The organism is Verrucomicrobiota bacterium (genome assembly GCA_019247695.1).
In the GTDB taxonomy this organism is placed as follows: Bacteria; Verrucomicrobiota; Verrucomicrobiia; order Chthoniobacterales; family JAFAMB01; genus JAFBAP01.
This window is the reverse complement of the sequence record JAFBAP010000175.1, coordinates 16,979-34,125: the sequence shown is the minus strand read 5'-3', so window position 1 is coordinate 34,125 and position 17,147 is coordinate 16,979. Positions and strand designations below refer to the sequence as shown.

Annotated in this window: 19 protein-coding genes; 4 read left to right on the top strand and 15 right to left on the bottom strand. The window is 61.1% G+C overall.

Annotation, left to right across the window (positions count from 1 at the left end; all coding sequences use genetic code 11):
* On the top strand, nt 1-257 hold a 257-nt coding region (locus JO015_20765), incomplete at its 5' end, for a hypothetical protein (protein ID MBW0001534.1).
* Nucleotides 258-1,067: 810 nt separating this feature from the next.
* Here JO015_20765 and JO015_20760 read toward each other — a convergent pair.
* The gene (locus JO015_20760; GenBank protein ID MBW0001533.1) at nt 1,068-1,610 is read right to left on the bottom strand and encodes a DUF1643 domain-containing protein; all 543 of its coding nucleotides are present in this window, start codon (nt 1,608-1,610) and stop codon (nt 1,068-1,070) included.
* A gap of 42 nt (nt 1,611-1,652) precedes the next feature.
* Here JO015_20760 and JO015_20755 point away from each other — a divergent pair, with 42 nt between their 5' ends.
* Together JO015_20755 and JO015_20750 are read left to right on the top strand one after the other, a co-directional pair.
* Nucleotides 1,653-1,838: a hypothetical protein gene (locus JO015_20755; GenBank protein MBW0001532.1), complete on the top strand. Its 186-nt coding sequence runs from the start codon at nt 1,653-1,655 to the stop codon at nt 1,836-1,838.
* A gap of 250 nt (nt 1,839-2,088) precedes the next feature.
* Nucleotides 2,089-2,727: a lipase family protein gene (locus JO015_20750; GenBank protein MBW0001531.1), complete on the top strand. Its 639-nt coding sequence runs from the start codon at nt 2,089-2,091 to the stop codon at nt 2,725-2,727.
* A gap of 17 nt (nt 2,728-2,744) precedes the next feature.
* Here the strand turns inward: JO015_20750 and JO015_20745 are convergent, their stop codons facing one another.
* From JO015_20745 to plsY, 13 genes are all read right to left on the bottom strand, one after another.
* On the bottom strand, nt 2,745-4,919 hold the full coding sequence (locus JO015_20745) for a type II/IV secretion system protein (protein ID MBW0001530.1): 2,175 nt from the start codon (nt 4,917-4,919) through the stop codon (nt 2,745-2,747).
* Between the two features lie 12 nt (nt 4,920-4,931).
* The gene (locus JO015_20740) at nt 4,932-6,365 is read right to left on the bottom strand and encodes a hypothetical protein (protein ID MBW0001529.1); all 1,434 of its coding nucleotides are present in this window, start codon (nt 6,363-6,365) and stop codon (nt 4,932-4,934) included.
* Between the two features lie 12 nt (nt 6,366-6,377).
* On the bottom strand, nt 6,378-6,935 hold the full coding sequence (locus JO015_20735) for a type II secretion system protein (GenBank protein MBW0001528.1): 558 nt from the start codon (nt 6,933-6,935) through the stop codon (nt 6,378-6,380).
* A gap of 6 nt (nt 6,936-6,941) precedes the next feature.
* A complete protein-coding gene (locus JO015_20730) occupies nt 6,942-7,388 on the bottom strand; it encodes a prepilin-type N-terminal cleavage/methylation domain-containing protein (GenBank protein ID MBW0001527.1) in 447 nt (148 codons plus the stop codon).
* An 18-nt stretch (nt 7,389-7,406) separates the two neighbouring features.
* Nucleotides 7,407-9,140 (bottom strand): hypothetical protein, encoded by a 1,734-nt coding sequence (locus tag JO015_20725; protein ID MBW0001526.1) that lies wholly within the window; start codon nt 9,138-9,140, stop codon nt 7,407-7,409.
* Nucleotides 9,137-9,724 (bottom strand): hypothetical protein, encoded by a 588-nt coding sequence (locus JO015_20720; protein MBW0001525.1) that lies wholly within the window; start codon nt 9,722-9,724, stop codon nt 9,137-9,139. The genes JO015_20725 and JO015_20720 overlap by 4 nt, the downstream gene beginning before the upstream one ends.
* A complete protein-coding gene (locus JO015_20715) occupies nt 9,721-10,290 on the bottom strand; it encodes a hypothetical protein (protein MBW0001524.1) in 570 nt (189 codons plus the stop codon). The genes JO015_20720 and JO015_20715 overlap by 4 nt, the downstream gene beginning before the upstream one ends.
* 12 nt (nt 10,291-10,302) lie before the next feature.
* Nucleotides 10,303-10,950 (bottom strand): hypothetical protein, encoded by a 648-nt coding sequence (locus JO015_20710; protein ID MBW0001523.1) that lies wholly within the window; start codon nt 10,948-10,950, stop codon nt 10,303-10,305.
* The gene (locus JO015_20705) at nt 10,947-11,942 is read right to left on the bottom strand and encodes a hypothetical protein (protein ID MBW0001522.1); all 996 of its coding nucleotides are present in this window, start codon (nt 11,940-11,942) and stop codon (nt 10,947-10,949) included. The genes JO015_20710 and JO015_20705 overlap by 4 nt, the downstream gene beginning before the upstream one ends.
* 56 nt (nt 11,943-11,998) lie before the next feature.
* A complete protein-coding gene (locus tag JO015_20700) occupies nt 11,999-13,216 on the bottom strand; it encodes a type II secretion system F family protein (protein ID MBW0001521.1) in 1,218 nt (405 codons plus the stop codon).
* 34 nt (nt 13,217-13,250) lie between these two features.
* Entirely contained in the window at nt 13,251-13,721 is a 471-nt protein-coding gene (locus JO015_20695; protein MBW0001520.1) for a prepilin-type N-terminal cleavage/methylation domain-containing protein, read from the bottom strand.
* Nucleotides 13,722-14,132: 411 nt separating this feature from the next.
* The gene (locus JO015_20690) at nt 14,133-15,131 is read right to left on the bottom strand and encodes an NAD(P)-dependent glycerol-3-phosphate dehydrogenase (protein MBW0001519.1); all 999 of its coding nucleotides are present in this window, start codon (nt 15,129-15,131) and stop codon (nt 14,133-14,135) included.
* A 42-nt stretch (nt 15,132-15,173) separates the two neighbouring features.
* The gene (gene plsY, locus JO015_20685; protein ID MBW0001518.1) at nt 15,174-15,791 is read right to left on the bottom strand and encodes a glycerol-3-phosphate 1-O-acyltransferase PlsY; all 618 of its coding nucleotides are present in this window, start codon (nt 15,789-15,791) and stop codon (nt 15,174-15,176) included.
* Nucleotides 15,792-15,934: 143 nt separating this feature from the next.
* On the opposite strand from plsY, the gene JO015_20680 reads away from it, so the two are divergent.
* A complete protein-coding gene (locus tag JO015_20680; protein ID MBW0001517.1) occupies nt 15,935-16,438 on the top strand; it encodes a GNAT family N-acetyltransferase in 504 nt (167 codons plus the stop codon).
* Between the two features lie 61 nt (nt 16,439-16,499).
* On the opposite strand, the gene JO015_20675 is transcribed toward JO015_20680, so the two are convergent.
* Nucleotides 16,500-17,147 carry a hypothetical protein gene (locus JO015_20675; GenBank protein MBW0001516.1) on the bottom strand — a complete coding sequence of 216 codons (648 nt, stop codon included), beginning with the start codon at nt 17,145-17,147 and terminating at the stop codon, nt 16,500-16,502.

Below are 17,147 nucleotides of genomic sequence, written 5' to 3'. Positions count from 1 at the left end.
TGGCCCGCCGGGTGGTCGAGCAGGAAAAAGGGGCGTTGCCGGCCGGGGTGAGCCTGGGCTGCCGGCTGCGCTTTCTGACCAACGGGCTGGTGCTGGGCAGCCGCCGCTTTGTCGAAGAACAGTTGAGCCGCTGGCGGGGCCCGGGCCTGCCGCCCGGGCCGGGCGCTGAGCCGGCGGGGGCGGCCGAAGGGGGCGGGGCGGAGTGGTTTGTGTGCTGGCGGGGCCGGGCCGTGCCGGCGCGCGCCGCCCCGAGCTGAAGCGAGTGAGTGACCCCCAAGGGCGAACAGGTCGAGTTTGATGGTCTGCACTGGCGCGTTGCGGAAGCGCAGTCTGCTGCGGTAGCGACCCCTCAGCATCTGAATGGCAGAAGAGAGTCGGCCCGGTGAGAGTTCATTCCGCACTCCTTCTTGTTTACTTCAGCCAGGTTGCTGCCGTCCGGGAAGTTGAACGACTGCGGTATGATGCATTCGCTTCAGCTTACGGCTGGCCCCTGTGACGCGGCGACCAAAACGTGTGTGCCCCTCCTGAGAGCGCATCCGCGCGATGGGGCGATGGCGCCCTGAAAGATTTTACGACGGTTGTTCTCTCGAAAGCGGACAGGTCCAAGTTGCATTGACTTAGTCAAAACTAAGAGGGGAAACGCCGCGCGGCCGTCGCATACATATATCTGACGAGACGTGGAGCATTGCATGCCGAGCCACGTCTCGGTCACGTACACCCGGGGGCGGCAAGGCTCTCTTTTCCGGGTAGGCAAACTTCCGATGGGCACACGCGTCGTGCCTTATCCTCCATTCTTGGAGCGTTTTGTCCCAAAAAAGGGACAGGTCTGCTGTGGGAATGCGTTTTCCAGAAGGGGACAGACCGCTCGCACCGAGCCCGCAAGAGGGACAGGTCTGGTACTGGCTTCACTCCTTGAGTCACCATCTGGGGTTCTTGTCTTGATGAGTGCCAAAAGGGGACAGGTCTCCACCGCCTGAGCAAGGGGGTGCGATCCGAAAAATGCGAGCGCGACGTTCGATGGCCCCGTCCCGGAAGAGAAATCAGCAAGGGGCGGTAGCCCCTCCTGTTTACGCCTTCCCCCTGACGACACCCGCCATGACCGCTGCGCAACGTATCGCTAGGCTGCCGGCGAAAGGCATGGGCCAGCAAGTGCCCTTAAGGTAAAGCGGATGCCGGGGATGGCCCATTTTGCTGAGGGCCAGCGCGTGCAGAGGAATGCCCCGCAGCAACTCGATAACCGCACGGTCCCGGTCACGGTATTGACCGCCGGCGCCCCAACAACAAACCACCAGTGCCGCCTGCCGGCAGACCTCAAGCAGGTGATGGTCGTTTTCCGGGCCAACCGGGTCAGCAGCCCTTTTCAAGACGCGCGGGTCGGGCGCGCGGTATGCAAAAAGGTTGAGCATCTTAAAAGCCCGGAACCCAAATCGGTTTGTGTACGCCCGAACCCGCCAGAGAGTCGGGTCAAGCCGGCTTTCATCCGCCCGACTCGGATTAAGTCCGATCCAAGCCACGTAACCGTGACCGGACGGCGCGCTGAAAAGGTCCGCAACGTCATGCGTCAGCGTGTACCGGTATCGCCGGCAAGGAGAAAATCGGCAAGGGTTCATCAATCGTCCGCCCACCGGGCCTGTTTGTGAACCATTACGCTCATGATCGCCGAAGGTTCAAGGAGCCCGAGGGCCCAGCCGGGGGACCGGGTGACGCGAGCGCTCGCTTACAACAACAGCCCGGCATTGCAGACCAACGGCATCATCCGGGCAATCTCGACGGCGCCGATATCCTGTCCCCTTTGTACGTTGTTAATCGGCGCTGACCGGAACGATCTACCCGACTGAGCCCTGGGCGGCGGGCCAAACCGGCATGGTCACGGCCAGTTAGTTCGTAACCATGCAACCCGTTGGCTTTTTCGGCCGTGATGTCGAGCTGCCCAATGATGCCGTCGGTCCAGCTGATGTTTCCGCCGCCTACGGATTCCTGCGTATATGCAGGCGCATATGAGCATGCTAGGCTTCCAAAAAAGGTCGCGCAGCCCGCAGCTTGCTCTGCAGCCTGCCCGGATTCACCCAACTTCAACGATCTATCATCATGCCCTATTTTCCTCCTCCTTTCAGCGTGGACGAGGCCGTCGCGTGCGGCAAACTCATTGATCAGGCCTACCAGCAGTTCAACATTGCCAAAGCCGGCGCCCCTTCCCGTTGGACCATTCAGGACGGGTACACGGTAGAGACGCAATTCTTCGCAGTTGAGAATTTTCTGCCGCTTCCGATCGAGCTTCCTTTGCCGCGTCCCGCCGCCAACCCCACCCCGCTCCCCTTCGGATTCATTGCCAAAAAGGGTGACGCCATCTACGCAGTCATCCGCGGCACGCAGACACCGTTGGAATGGTTTGACGATGCGTCGATTCATCCGATGCCGTTCCAACCGGGATGGGGCAATTCCACGGCTGGTTTCATGTCCATTCACCAGCAGATTGCTCCGGCAATTCGACAGTTTTTTTCTCAACGGGCAAACTCTTCGACGCAGGTTTTCATCACCGGACATCGTCTGGGGGCGGCTCTGGCATTTTTCCGACCACTTAAAGGCATCGAAACGACCAAGGTTTACACGTTCTCCGGGCCGCGCGTGGGGGACTCAACGTTCGCGGCCAAGTTCCGGGAACTAGGTCTGGCCGCGTGGAGAATCTTCAATACCGAGGACCTGGTACCGACGCCGACGGCACCGTAGCTGCGGTATGACCAAGGTTAGAGACGCGGAGGTCGCCTCGTGAGCAATTCCGCAGCGAAATCCCGGAACTTACAGGCTTCCTCGAGCGCGATGGCGCCCGAGGCGGCTTCCCGCACGGCCCGTTCGAACAGGGTCATTTCGCCCTTGGCCTCCATGAGTCGTCGGAAATGGGTGGCCGGCGCACGATCCTGGATGGCAGTGCGCACCTCCTCGTCGACCACCAGCGCCTCGAACACGGCCCGGCGACCGCTCACCCCCGACTGGCGGCAGAAATCACAGCCGCGCCCGCGCCGCAACGTGGCGGCACCGGCCAGCCACGCCGGATCGATGCCGAGCCGGCGCAGCCGTTCCTCGGACGGAACCGGCATTTCCTCATAGCATCGGGGACAGACCTTTTTCACCAAACGCTGGGAAATGGCCATCTTCAGGCTGTCAGCAACCATGAAGGGCTGAGCCCGAAACAGGAAGAAGCGGTCGGGCACCTCGCAGGCTGAGTTGGTATGCAGGGTCGAAACGGCGCGGTGACCGGAGGAGGAAAGCCGCATAAGGGCCTCCACGCTCTCTTCATCCCGAATCTCGCCCATCATGACTACATCCGGTGCCTGGCGCAGGATTCCACGCGCCCAGGCCGCGTAGGTGTAAGGGCCGTCCTCGTCGATCTGCGTCTGGCTGATGTTCTCGAGGTAAACTTCGATCGGTGATTCGGCCGTCAGCACGTTATTTTTGACTGCGTCCAGCGAGCGCAGGATGCTGTAAATCGTGGTGCTCTTGCCCGAACCGGTGGGCCCGCAAAGAATCAGCAAGCCGTGGTCGCCGTTCATGATTTCATCAACGGCTTTGATGTAACGCTCGGGCATGCCTAATTCCGCGAGCGATTTGAGATTTCGCTGGTCGCGTTGGAGCCGCAGGACGGCTTGCTCACCCTGGGCCTGGTAGGAAGTGTTGACCCGAAAATCGTAGCGTTGATCGCCGATTTTGATCGGAAAAGCACCGTCCTGCGGCAGGCGCACGTACTGGATCTCGAGCCCCGAGATGACCTTTAGACGCGAGATCACCTGTTTGGCAACGTGACCGGGAAAATCGCCGGTCTCATCAAACCAATCGCCGTCTACCTTGTAGCGGACGCGGAGCTTGGAGGGAAACTCCTGGAACATGATGTCGCTGGCGCCCATGTCGATGGCTTTGTAGAGGATGGAGTGGACAAACTTGATCACGGCCTGTTCATCGTCCCGCCCCCGGGGCAGCACCTGGTGAAGGCGTTCGGCCTGGATCACCTCGAGCGTTTCCGCATTGCGCCCCGTGCGCTCGAGGTTGAGCATGGATTGAACCATGCCGCTGGTGTTGATGGCGCGGCTCTCCGAGGCGCTGATAAAACGTTGCAGGGCACCTTCGTCGACTAACACCTGCTGGATGGTCAACCGGTGCCGGAGCGAGCCCTCGATTTCAGCTTTTACCCTCGCATCCAGCAGCCTGGGAACCCCAAGCGTCAGGACGCGTTTGCCAAGGTAGAGGGGCGCGGCGCCGTACTTGCGTTGCAGCAGCGGGCTGAACCACTGGTTGGTCTTTTCACTGGGCGGAATACAATCGAGGTCGACCCAGGGAATACCGCCATTGCGGATTTCCCGGACGGGTTCCATTCCGGCATTCATCAGAAGGCGCGGCGCCGAAATCCGGAGCGCCTCTCGCAAATGGGCGGGCTCACACCAAAGGGCATGGATGCTGGTCACCCCCCAGAAGGCGTTGAGAACCCCGGCAACCGGGGTCCCGAGCAACCGGTTCAGCCCCGGAACCCAGGAAACCACGGTAATTTCGCCGTTGCGCGACGCCACCGGCATCAAGGGAATGGCCAGCGGCGGAATGATAAGGTCGGCCGGGGAAAGGCCGAGGATCGTCGGGTTGAAAGCCGGTACCGGGTATTCGCGTACGATTTTGCTGAGGAACGAACTGAGATCCAGGTCAACCTGGCGGCAATAGGTTTCAAGGACGCTATCCTGCTGCCAGATGGACGGCAATTGCCCGTTTGCATCACTTTGTTCGCCGCCGTTTGGATAAATTGATCCGAACTCGCCAACCTTCACGCCCATGACGGCTGCAAGGTGTTTCAGCAGGGAGCGGTTACATTCGGCGAACGCACCACGGTCCAGGCGGAGTCCGATTGCGCTCGCTACCTTCGAGTCAGCGTGGGGATGCATGGGAAACCTAAACTAACGGGCGGCCCCAAAGGTCTGGCGGGCCCAAAGTGCGTCCGCGCTGCCCTCGATTTGCACACCTTGTGAAGTCACCAGAGAAACCGCCGGGACAACGCCGCCGACCGGTTGGGTATTGAAGTCGCCCGAGATCATCATCGGGTGCGGGCTGACGATGGACAAGTCGCCGCCGAGCCGGTCAGCGCCCCGCACCAGCACCAGCGCATTCGGGTCCAAGGCGGCGCCGTTGTAGATCCGGATACTGATCGCGTGCGGTGCGGGCTGGCGGCCGATGGCGGCATAATCAAACGCAAGGACCGTCACACCGTCATGAGCAGCGGCTGCAAACGGGCGGCCTTGCGTCGAGGCCACGATCCCGGGCCGCACTTCCGAACCGGAGTTATCCAGGCCGGTGACGTTTACCACCCAAGACGTTGACGCGGCGCCGCCTGAGGGCTTCGGACCGGCCTGACGGCTGACGGCGACCTGCACGGCACAACTTTCCTCGAATGCCGTCAAGTTAACCCCCGGGTTGTTGTTACGTGTACCGCCACCGGAGCCACCGCCGGTAGCGGCACCGGCGCCTTGACCTTGATAAAGGATCGGGGTCACGCCGGCGTTGAGGGGGAGAACCTGGCGGGTGATGACCTGGGAATTCAGTTCGGTCCTCGCCATCGCCAGAAAGTCCGCGTTGCCGCTATCAAAACCGCCGGACAATCTGACGGCCGGAACCGCCGTACCCGGCGGTTGCAGATCAAGCTCGGCACCGTCCGCCAATTTCACCTGACCGCCACTAACCACGGGACAGATTGAGTTCAGTAAACCGGTTATCTGAAGGTCACCCCGCGCGTAGACCCGTCCGATGCTGCCGGAAGCAAAGGTTCGTGAAGTTAACTGCACGCTCCCGGCTGCGGCGTAGACGGTGAACTCGGAAAGGGGGATCTGCCTCAAATCAATCTCGGGATTTTCCATCACCTGCTTGTTCGAGGTGCGTGCGGGTTGGAGGTAGGCCTGAGCGGTTTTTGCCCGCAGGCTCAGGGTCCGGATATCGGCGCGAGCGCTCAGGAAGGGGTCACCGGACATCATCAACGAGGCGGCGCGGTGCAGAAAGGAACTATCGGCAAAGTTCGCCAGCGTGACGAGGCCCGTCGCACCGTCGGTCGTTTGCAGATCAAAGGTCGCCGGCAAACCGGTCCCGGCGGAAGCGGACGAAAGGCTGGCTGCCAAGTCGATTTGCGCGGTCGCCAACGCTTGTTGCTCGACTGCTTCCTTAATGGCCAGGATGCCTTCCTCGAGATCGATTTCCTGGGCGGCCGAGTCAGCTTCGCGGGCGGACCTTTCCCGGCCGTTATCCACAATAAGCAAATAACCTGCGGCAACCAGCGAAGCGATCGCGACCGCGCCGATGACGTAGATGAACACTGAACCCTGTTGTTGCCGTCGCTTGAGCATGATTGCTGATTTTTAACGCATGACCAGGGGCATCGCGCAGACGTGGAAAGGGACCAGATCCTGCCGGGTTTGCACCTCCCAGGCTGCCTGCACCATCCCGAGGTCTGTGTTAAAAAGGTTGACGGACCCGGCCGGGATCCGTGCGTTCGCATAGGTCTTGGTCGTCGCGGTACCGGCAGCGACCGTTTTTGTGTAAATGATCCCCTGGCCCGACAACTCGAAATCAGATTCGGTCTGCGTGCCGTCCGCGTCTGTCCTCACGCATACCAGGAAGTTACCGGTACGCACGCCGTTCTCCGACCGGCCCGGATGATATTGGGATTTGTCCGTATAGATCTGGAACGCGGCCGCGGTTTTGACGGTCCGGACCATAATCTGGGCCAAATCGTCGTGCATCGCTTCGAGACGCTCCGCCTCGAGCACGGCGTTTTCACGGAGGAGTGCGGTCAGCAGGAAACCGGTTGCGGCCCCGAGAACGACGACCATCGCTCCCAGGGCAGCTAACAATTCTACCAGCGTGAAAGCACGTTCAGCAGCAGGAGCGGCGGTAGTGGGGCGCGGATGATCCATCGTGATTCAAGGATCAAGCGGCTGCGGGTTGAAGCCGGCGGACCGGCGCATGCTTTGCTGACGGATCCGGCCGAAGCCGGGTAACTCGTAGCGAAGTTCCATCGATTTTCCGTCTGGGCTAATGGAAATGGTGTAAGGCACCACGTCGAGGTAAGTGCCGCGATCCTGTGCGGGGTCGCTCGGCTGCGCCCGGGGATGGTAAAGGAATCCCTGCACCAGCGACTGGTTGTTAGGAGTACCGGCGGCCTTGAACGGCTTACTCTCCGCCGGGGCGAACGTTTGCATCTCGTAACACTCGCGGAGGAGGCGTCCGGCGCGGTCATCCAGGCGCATGGCCAACTCCTTGTAATCGGCCAAACGCCACCCGGCCGTGATGGCCACGGAAGCCGACGCCAGCACCAGCACCGAGGCCAGCACTTCCACCAGCGAGAAGCCTTTTTCACGCCATTGCATTTCAGGTCATCGCCATGGTCACCGCTCGGCCGGCAATTGCTTATCGGCGGTCCCCTGGAGCAACGGTGGCGGCTCCCCGGGCAGATCGTACGCGTCGGTCACGATTTTGCGCTCGCTTTCACCGACCCGATCCTGGCGGTGCAACGCGGCCGGCACGATAATCGGGCAGACGATGACGATCAGGTTGGTTCTTTGGTTAGACCTGATGTGTGACTTGAAGAGGTAACCGACGATGGGGATCCTGGCGAGCCCGGGGATACCGTTGGCATTAAAACTGGCGGTATCCTGGAGGATGCCGCCGATGACGGCCGCCTGGCCGCTTTTTACCGTGACGTTTGCCGTCGTGCTCCGCGTCGAAATGACCGGCACCTGGGTAGTCGTGCCAGGCTGCGCGTCACTGGTGCCAATCGTGCTCGAAAGGGTCGGATTCAGGTTAAGGTCGATAAGGCCGCCTTCCAGGATGCGGGCGACTACGTCGATGGTCAGGCCGGTCGTAAACGTATACGGGGTGGTGCTGGGCCCGTAGTTGTTGGTCCCGGGCGTCTGCAGGAAGATGGTTTGTTTGGTGTCCGAACGGATCGTGACCGGCATCCCGCTCTTGGCGACGGTCATGGGGGAATTACTGCTCTTGACGCGTCCCCGCTGCTTCAGCGCCCGCAAGACGATCTGGACGTCAGAAAGGTTCAGGACGAGCCCGTTGGTGAAGAACGCACCCGGGTTCAAGCGCCCGGTGATGGTTTGCCCGGAGGGGGTACCGACGTTGCCGGTAAGCGAGAATTTCGCTCCCTGATCCGGCGCCAGACCGAGCGTCTGTGACCAGTCGATGCCGCCGCCGATCCCATTAGTGTCGGTGACCTCCACGACGTAGGTTTTGATCAGGATTTGCTGTTCACGCCGGTCGAGCCGCCTGATCTCAGCGGCAACCGCCTCCTGTTGCTCAAACGTGGTTCGAACCACGAGAGAGTTGCTGCTTCGCTCGATGAAGATAGCGCTTTGAGTGTCCCGGGAAAAGCCGCCGGTGGACAGCGGCGCATCAAAAGGCACACCCGGTTGATAACGCGGCCGGCTTTGGTCGGAACCGGTTCCGGTCACTCCCGAACCTGTAGAAAACGCGTCAGGCGTCACGTTATTGTTGGCCGGTTTCGGGTATGCCGGGAACTGGTCGGTTGCAGCCGCCACCTTAATGCCGAGGAGGTTGGCGACCGGCTGCAGCAAAAATTCCGCCGGTTGATTTCTGATGGGGTAACGCCGGGTCAGGTAGAAACTTGGCGACTCCACATCCGAACGGCGCAGGGTGTACTTCCGGCCGTCGGCAACCACCTGGAACCCTCGGGATTGGGCGATCTCATAGAACGCCTGCAGCGGGGTCAGGTTGTTCAGCGTCACGGAGATGCGTTCCTCGCTGGTGAAATTAGGTTCGATGTAGTTGATCTCCGCCTGTTCGGCCAGGATACGCAAGACCCGCGACAACGGCTGGTTAGTGAAACGGTGGGTACGCGGCCGATCGGGAGGCAGGCGGGCGGCGGCGGCCGCCTGCGCGCTTTCGCGTTCCCGGAGCAACCGTTCGATCTCATCGACGACGCTATCCTGGCCGCCCGTTTCCACGCCGCCGCCGGGTGCAGGGGTCACCGCCGGGGACGGGCTGGCGCTTGCCGCCGGCAGCATCGGAGGCGGCTCGGGCGGTGAAACGGTTTGACTCCGAAGGGCATTGGCCGTGAAGAACGGCAGGAGGAGCAGAAGGGTGCGGTTCATCGATTGTTTGAGCTTGAGCGCCTCCGTTCGAGTTGAACTTGGTTAGGGATATTGTCGCCTTCGAAAGGAATTTCGCAGAGGGTCGTCTTGAAACCGGGTAACACGATACAAACCCCGGTCGCCTTGATCTGACCGACCTCGAAAAGCACGCTGTCGGACGGCTGCCCGCCGCGCCGGAGCGGCAACCCGTAAGTTCGCGACAGCGCCTCGAGTTGGCTGATCTGTTCCGGCTGGGCCGGCACGGGCAGGCTGTCTCCCATGCGAAATTCGACGCCGTTAATCAGTGCGACCGCCTTGGCCTGATCGTCACTGATACTGACGCCTTCGACGAACAGTTCTTTCTGGATCAGCCGCGACAGGGTTTGCAGGTACTGCTCCAGGATGCGTCCGGAAACAACGCCCTCAACCCGCGGTTCTCCGGAAACCAGCGTGCGGGCGGCATTTGCACTGATAAATGGATCCCGTTTCGCCGGCTGGTAGTGAAACAGGTACAATTCGGGCAGTTGCATCGGATCGCCGGCCAAGGCTATTCCAGAAAAAACCCACAGCAGCCACACCGCGGAGGTAGAAACGGCCTTCATCATTGCTTGGCAGTCATTAAGCGGACCGTGAACCGGGCATCCAGGTAGATCGGTTCAGACGAAAAGGGCGGAACCGATGCGGGGCGGGTCAGCATGATGCGATCGAGAAAAAGGAAAGCATTCGAGTTTTCCTGTTCGGTCAGTAACGGAATCAGCCGGTGAAGCTCGAGCCGGGATGCGCCGGCTTCATGGATCTGCGCCATTTCACCGGGCATCGTCCGGCCCTGCTGGGTGATCACACCGGCGTCATTGAGCTGCTGAACGACGCGCGTCCCTTGCTCAACCGGGTCTTCCGGACGAGCGGCGGGCCGATTGCTGCCGCCGGGAGAGCTGTGCAGGCCCGCCAAGGAATCTTTCAACCGCAGGTAGAGGGCTTCAATGCGCGACCGGTTGGCCTGCAAGGCCTTACCTTCGTCAGCCAACCGCCGGTTACCCTGCTCGGACAGGGCGTTTTGCCGTTCGAGCTCCTCGACTTCATACCGCCCATGCTGCAGCAAGGCATTTTCCGTGCAGAGAATCGCGCCGACGCCGAGACTGGCGAGGGCGATGAAATTGAACGCGGGCCTCATGAAAAAGGGGTCCTAGAGCGGGTCCGGATCGGCGAGTCGCTGTACGCCCATGCCAAAGTAGTTTCCATTCGGTTTGATCGAGTACTGAAGGACGAACGAGTTATAATTTCCGGCTGCCCTCGGTTGCCGGTCGTTGCGGATTTCCTCGGAACCGGGCGGCAGGCGGCGCAACAGCGTTTCGCTGAAGACCTGGACGGCTTCACCCTGCTCCGGGCGCGTTTCGCCTTGCAAAACCAATCGGTAGTTGGTCGGGACACGGTAAACGCCGCCGGTTACGGGAACGCGGTCGAACTGGTCGGCCTCGATCGAGACTGATCCGAGGACGGCCTGGTCCGGGATCGACTTTTCCACGGCGGCAAGGATGGCGCTGACCGGCAGGCGCGCCTTGAAGATCGGTTCCCACTGGTGGATCTGCTGCAGCTTGCGCTTGGTTTCCTGAAGCGGCACGAGTTGCGCCTGAAAGTTCGCGGTTTCGGCCCGCAGCATTTCACGCCGGTCCTGGGCACGCTGGTAACGCCTCCACGTCAGGACGCTGCTCAGGAGCATTGGCGCCTGTAAAACCAAGCCGGCGAGAATTATCGCGGCGGCCACCCGAAAAGGGAGGCCGGTGCGATAGTTCTGCACGGCGACGCGTTCCGGAGAGACAAACAGGTTTTTCACGCTACATGTCGGGCAGCCCAGTGTAACAGGTAGGCCGCCGGTTCCTCAGTTTCGGTTTTCGTGTCGCCCATTTTCCGGTGTAAAAAAACGCCGCCGGACGCTTCACGCATGATCTCCGCAGTGACTCGGGTGGCTGAAAAATGATCCGGCAATTGGAGTTTGGGTGGACCCAGACTCCAGAGGTAGATGCGGCCGGGTGCGACGGCGAACTCACGCACGCGCTCGCTCAGATCTTCGAACAGGTAATCCACTTCAGTCGCGTATTGGCGCAAGAGGATGACCCGGCCCTCCATCAGAACGGCAAGAACCGTCACCTGAGCCAGTTCCACCATGAGCACGCAAGGCTCCGCAACGGGCGCCAGCGTTTCCAAGAACCATTTCAAACACGCCAGGACGGGCGGTATGATTGCCGCGAGCGAGGCTTTCTGCCGTTCAGCCCAGATCTCCACGCGCTCGCAGTATTCGGCCGGCAAACCCACGATCATAACCTGGGAGTGGGGCCGGTCGAGGGACCCGTGCGGCAACTCCAAATCGGTGGAGAGGATAGCCCAGCGAAAGGCCCGCGGTTCATCCCACGCTCCGAAAACCTGGCGCGGATCCTCCTGCAAACTTTCCAGCAGCACCTCGGTACTGCTCTCGCGCAGGCCGTCGACCCTGTGCACGTTGCAGTAGAAATCGTTTACGGCCAGTTCGGGCAGCAACACGTAACGCGCAGGGTTCTTGGCGCGGCCTCGAGCCAGCAGCCTTGCGCTGAAGCTGCGTCCTGGGCAAAGTCCGGCCTCCAGTCCGGACTCGGGTGAAGGCGGCCGGTCAGGCATCACGGCAACGTCATTCTCGTACCAGAGTGCATGCCGCCCGCGGGTGACCAGTGCAGGCGATTGGGCCGGGGACAGGATCACGGCGATGATCGGTTCATTCGCCCGGAATAACCCTCCACACAGGTAGTACTTCCAAGGAAAATGGCGCAGGAAATGAACCAAGGAATAACCCATCGCGGTGCCCCAGTGTTAGCCTTCAACAAAATAAAATAACAGAAAAAAATATTGAATCAGATGTTTTGCAAAATCCGGAGGGCTGGAAGGAACGTGGCAAAGACGATCCCGCCGATAACACCCCCGAGGAAAAGGATGAGCAGCGGATCCAGCACCTGTCGCATCACGTTGATCTGGCCGTCCAGTTCCCGTTCGAGCAATTCCGTCAGGCGGTTCAGCCCTTCGCTACCCGCCCCGGAAACTTCCATGAAGTTGATTCCGTTGGCGATCATGTCTCCGAACATGTCCGCTTCATCAGCCAAGGCCCGGGATAAGCCCTCCCCGCGCTGCACCCGTACGAGGGCGCGAGCCACGGCCGCGCGGTACTCAAAATTCCAGCTGAGGTCACGGCAGAGCAGGAGGGCGTGGGTGGTTTTGGCCCGGGCGGTTTTGAGCTGGGCAAAGGTCCGGCAGAAGTTCGCGCGGAGCAGCAGGAGGTTCAGCTTGCCCAATACGGGCAGGCGAAGGATGAGCCCGTGCAGTCTGGGTTGCTTTCTGACCAGGGCGGGAAGGCGCATGAGGCCTGCGATCATCAGCAGTGCGGCGCCCCCGACCAGCCAGGGGTCATCCCGTACAAACTGTGAGATTGCAACCAGCATCCGGGTAGGCCAGGGAAGGTCCACCTTCATTTCGGAAAGCACGGCGACGAACTGCGGGACTACCCGGGTAATGAGCAACCAGACGACGCCGACCGCCGCGGCGAGCACCACGAGCGGGTAGACCAGCATCGTGCTCAACCGGTGACGTAACTCCTCGTTGCGCGCCCAGATCCGCCGGACGTTCGTCAGCGACTCCGGGAAGGTGCCACCTTCCTCGCCGGCGGAGAGGAGCCCGACGGAGACCTGGTCAAAGACTTCCGGGTACGCGCCGGCAGCTCGCGAGAACGAGGCGCCGCGCGAGAGATGGGTGTGCAGTTCCGTGAGCACGGCGCGCAACCGGCGATCGCTGCGGCTTTTGCGGGAGGTACTGTCGAGGCACATTCCAAGGGCGGCCCGCAGGTCGACTCCGAGGTAGGCACACGTTTCCAACTGCTGCAGGAAAAGCAATCGCGCCCGCAGGCCAACGCGAATTTTGCCGGCCTTTTGGCCGGTTGGAACCGGCTCGATCACCTGGACGATGGGCTTGTTCAGGTTAATCAGCCGGGCATTCAATTCAGCGAGGGACGAGGCCTCTGCGAGGGTACGGGTGTATGGCGCGTGCTTGCGCGTCTGCGTGATCACCTCGTAACGCGGCATGGCATCCCTCCGTGGCAGAAAAGGCTCCGGGCGCCTAAGGGTTGGACGAACCTGACGCCGCCGTCGCGGCAGCGTCGCCTTCGGGTTTACTGCTGAGCGGCACGTGATACTTGGCCAGCAACTGCGTGAATTTCGCGTTCGAGCCTGACTGGACAAAATAGGCGGTATTAACCAGATCACCGATGTTAATCGTACCGCCGGTGCCCTCATTCAGAGCCGCCAGGCTGCTCAAGGGTTGTCCCAACTGTACCAGGTAAGGCTGAAGGTCGCCGAACTGAGCCGTGGTGGCGTTGGGATTATCCAGGCGAAATTGCACCTTGGCCTTCTCCACCGCGTCGATGCGTTGCGCCGCCATGGCAGCCTGGCTTTTTTGAAACGAATCGACGATGGCAGGGTAGACAATCCCGGCAAGGGTTCCGATGATGGCAAGCACCACCAGCAGTTCCACCAATGTCAGGCCTGCCTGGTTTCGATTCCAAGCGCGTCGTGGACGACCTTTGTTCATGCAAATGATCCTGTTCAACCCGGAGGCAAGCCGGGGCGGAGGTGACCCGCGGAACTTCCTCTCAACGCAACGGAGTTAGGAAACTGTTCGTGAAATAGCAACCCTAATTTTGGCGCGGTGTAATATTGTAACGATTTTATGACGGGGCGGATAAATGCCACAACTTTCACAACGCGAAGAGCCGGGCCGAACCGGAGAACACCAACCTGGATACCATTCGAGGGAAACGTTATGAATTCCGGAAAAACGGCGGAGAAGGGACGGCTGGTGAAGCACGGGTACAAAAAATTGCGGCCGCCCCGCAGGCAAGGATCAACCCTTTTACGCGCAGGAGGTCCGGGCTTGTCCGGATTTTTCCGGGCGCCCGTGCGCGGCGGAGTGCAGCTTGTGGCGTTTGTGGAATTTCTTTATTTATTCTTCTTCGGAACGCAAACCGCGTTCGAGCAGCCTTTGCAGGGCATGGCCGACGCGCTCCCCTTCGTACAACACGGAGTGCACCCCTTGGGTAATCGGAGCGTCGATGCGGTGGCGTTGAGCGAGGGCCAGGGCGGCGCGGGTCGTGTTGACGCCTTCGGCGACCATGCGCATGCTCTGCGTGACGGCGCCCAGAGTCTCACCCTGGGCGAGCCGCTCGCCGACCCGGCGGTTGCGGCTGTGCCGGCTGAAGGCGGTGACGGTCAGGTCACCCATCCCGCTGAGGCCGTAAAACGTCTCGCGCCGTCCACCCAGGACGGTGCCGAGCCGGACCATCTCGGCGAGGGCGCGGGTGACGAGAGCGGCTTTGGAATTGTCGCCGAAACCGAGTCCGTCACTCATGCCGGCGGCGAGGGCAAAGATGTTTTTCAAGGCGCCGCCCAGTTCGACGCCGGGCAGGTCGGAACTGGTGTAAATGCGGAACCGGTCACTGGCGAGCATCTGCTGCAGGCGCCGGGCCAGGCCGGCGGGTCCGGCCAGGACGGTCGCCGACGGGACACCGCGGGCCACTTCTTCGGCGTGGTTCGGCCCGGACAGGACCGTGGCGGGGTGAGCCGGAAAGATCTGGCCGAGGACCTGGCTCATGCGCAGGTCGGTACCGGATTCGATGCCTTTCACGGTCGAGACAAACACGGCCGCAGCCGGTAAGGCGCGGCGGGTATGGATCTCCGCCGCGACCTCTCGGAGGCCGGAGGATGGCACCGCCCAGATCACGACTTCTGCCCGGGCCACGGCCGAATCCAGGTCGGACGTCATGTCGAGCCCGGAGGGTAAAGGGACGCCGGGCAGGTAAATCTCATTTACGCGTTCCCGGCGCAACTGGCCGGCAAAGCCGGGACGGCGGCACCAGAGCGTGACTTCATGCCCGTTCTGGTTTGCCAGCAACGCCAGAGCGGTTCCCCACCCTCCGGCTCCCAAACACGTGATCCGCGCCATGTTATACCCGACGGACCTGAATTGGTTCTGCAACCGGTGCAGTCATCTACGGGTAAACCGGGACTCGGTACCCTTGGCAAGCCGCGCCAGGTTGCCGCGGTGCCGCCACACCGCGAGTGCACTGATGAGCACAGAAAACCAGAACCGCATCCAGAAATCGATCCCCGCATGGGTCACCAGCAGAAAGACGGCAACCGGAAGAGAGAGTGCGGCGCAGATGGAGGCGAGGGAGACGTAGCGGCCAACCAAAAAAACCACGAGCCAGATGATCAACACCGTCAGAATGACCGTTAGCGGAAACAGGCCGAGCAGAACGCCGGCGGAAGTGGCGATGCCTTTGCCGCCTTTGAACCGGAGCCAGACCGTGTAGTTGTGGCCGAGAATGCAGCCGATGGCGCCCAGAACCGCACCCAAGGCCGCATTGGCGTGCCCCGCGCCGGCCAATTGGGCCGCCAGTTTGACGGCGAGAAATCCTTTCATCGCATCGCACGCGAAAACGAGGTAGCCCCACTTCTTGCCCATGACTCGCAGCACATTGGTGGCGCCGATGTTCCCGCTGCCGTGCTGCCGGATGTCAATCCCTTGCGACTTTGCCACGAGGTAGCCGCTCGGGATCGAGCCGAGGAGGTAACTAAGCAGCAAAATCCCGAGCCAGATCATTCAGCTTTGTGTCCTATACCTCCCGTCGACCAGGCTCAAGTGTAGAAAATCGTCGCTCGCTCTACCCCTCACCTCCGATGACGTCCAACGCCCAGGAAAATGCTTTCCGAAGCCTGCCGGTTTCTGCCATGATGCGCGGCTTCATGGATCCGTTAACCCGCATCGAAGCCGCCACGCTGGAGGATCTTCCTGCCTTAACGGAGCTGCTGGTAGAGTTGTTTGCGCAGGAACCGGATTTCCGGCCCGACTACAATACCCAGATGCGCGGGCTGCGCCTCATTCTCGAACAACCCAACCGGGGCCGAATTTTTGTGTTGCGGGGCGCGCAGCAGATCATCGGGATGATCAATCTGCTTTTTACCATCAGCACCGCGGAAGGCGGGTTCGTGATCCTGCTCGAGGACCTGGTGGTGCACCGCAGTTTCCGACGGCAAGGGTTCGGCGGTCAATTACTGGAGTACGCCATCAACTTTGCCAGGCAGAAAGACTTTCTGCGGATTACCCTCTTGACCGATCGCGTCAACACCGAAGAGTCCGTGCGGTTTTTCGAGCGCCACAGTTTTCAGCGTTCAGAAATGGTGCCGATGCGTCTCTGGCTGGGCGGTGCGGCCGAGTGGAGGGCGGCACGGAGAACCGGTAACGAGTAACGAGTAACGAGTAACGGGTAACGGGTAACGGGTAACGGGTACACCAGGGGTACCGGGGCTATCACGCAATGCGCTTAACAATCTCGAGCGCCGCGAGGACGATGTCGGCCCACGGTGGCTGATTCCGCCACTCTTCTCGCAACGTCCGCATTTCCTGCTCAAACCCAGGAAGAGCCTTGAGCACGTGCTCGGACTTCAGCGTGCCTTTCGCCTCCCATCGGGTGGCCAACGACGGCATGATGGCGGAGACCAAGCCCTCTTTGGAGCCATCGTAGCGCATGAGATCGAATCCAGCCACGTCCGAAATGAAACGAGCGTATTCGTGTTCCGCAGGTACGATGGCAAGCCAATCATGCCTTTGGGCCTTGCGCCTCATCTGGTGCCGACGCGCCATTGCGATGCCAAGTTCGAGTGGCATGTTAAAGCGCGCCAGGTTGGCGTCCCCTTCTCCTTTACAGCGGGATCGGTCGTGTATTGAGTACTTTGATTCGAAAATGGGGCCGATGATCCGATCCATTCTATGCTCGGCTACGGTACCGCTCTCCAAAGCACATCTCGGCATGAATCCGCAGCAGATCACGGTCAACACGGCCGCATCAAAATTCGACCGGTATTCGAGATCATAAGGGCAATTCAGAAACACTGAGGTCGCGGGATTGAGGCTCAACGCACCAGTGCCGAAGTGTTCCCGCCTGCGCTCCGCGCCCAT

Excerpts from the sequence above, each read along its gene's own strand:
- JO015_20760 (MBW0001533.1), bottom strand. The coding sequence starts at position 1,610 with ATGAACCCTTGCCGATTTTCTCCTTGCCGGCGATACCGGTACACGCTG.
- JO015_20755 (MBW0001532.1), top strand. The coding sequence starts at position 1,653 with ATGATCGCCGAAGGTTCAAGGAGCCCGAGGGCCCAGCCGGGGGACCGG.
- JO015_20750 (MBW0001531.1), top strand. The coding sequence starts at position 2,089 with ATGCCCTATTTTCCTCCTCCTTTCAGCGTGGACGAGGCCGTCGCGTGC.
- JO015_20745 (MBW0001530.1), bottom strand. The coding sequence starts at position 4,919 with ATGCATCCCCACGCTGACTCGAAGGTAGCGAGCGCAATCGGACTCCGC.
- JO015_20740 (MBW0001529.1), bottom strand. The coding sequence starts at position 6,365 with ATGCTCAAGCGACGGCAACAACAGGGTTCAGTGTTCATCTACGTCATC.
- JO015_20735 (MBW0001528.1), bottom strand. The coding sequence starts at position 6,935 with ATGGATCATCCGCGCCCCACTACCGCCGCTCCTGCTGCTGAACGTGCT.
- JO015_20730 (MBW0001527.1), bottom strand. The coding sequence starts at position 7,388 with ATGCAATGGCGTGAAAAAGGCTTCTCGCTGGTGGAAGTGCTGGCCTCG.
- JO015_20725 (MBW0001526.1), bottom strand. The coding sequence starts at position 9,140 with ATGAACCGCACCCTTCTGCTCCTCCTGCCGTTCTTCACGGCCAATGCC.
- JO015_20720 (MBW0001525.1), bottom strand. The coding sequence starts at position 9,724 with ATGATGAAGGCCGTTTCTACCTCCGCGGTGTGGCTGCTGTGGGTTTTT.
- JO015_20715 (MBW0001524.1), bottom strand. The coding sequence starts at position 10,290 with ATGAGGCCCGCGTTCAATTTCATCGCCCTCGCCAGTCTCGGCGTCGGC.
- JO015_20705 (MBW0001522.1), bottom strand. The coding sequence starts at position 11,942 with ATGGGTTATTCCTTGGTTCATTTCCTGCGCCATTTTCCTTGGAAGTAC.
- JO015_20700 (MBW0001521.1), bottom strand. The coding sequence starts at position 13,216 with ATGCCGCGTTACGAGGTGATCACGCAGACGCGCAAGCACGCGCCATAC.
- JO015_20695 (MBW0001520.1), bottom strand. The coding sequence starts at position 13,721 with ATGAACAAAGGTCGTCCACGACGCGCTTGGAATCGAAACCAGGCAGGC.
- JO015_20690 (MBW0001519.1), bottom strand. The coding sequence starts at position 15,131 with ATGGCGCGGATCACGTGTTTGGGAGCCGGAGGGTGGGGAACCGCTCTG.
- plsY (MBW0001518.1), bottom strand. The coding sequence starts at position 15,791 with ATGATCTGGCTCGGGATTTTGCTGCTTAGTTACCTCCTCGGCTCGATC.
- JO015_20680 (MBW0001517.1), top strand. The coding sequence starts at position 15,935 with ATGGATCCGTTAACCCGCATCGAAGCCGCCACGCTGGAGGATCTTCCT.
- JO015_20675 (MBW0001516.1), bottom strand. The coding sequence starts at position 17,147 with ATGGGCGCGGAGCGCAGGCGGGAACACTTCGGCACTGGTGCGTTGAGC.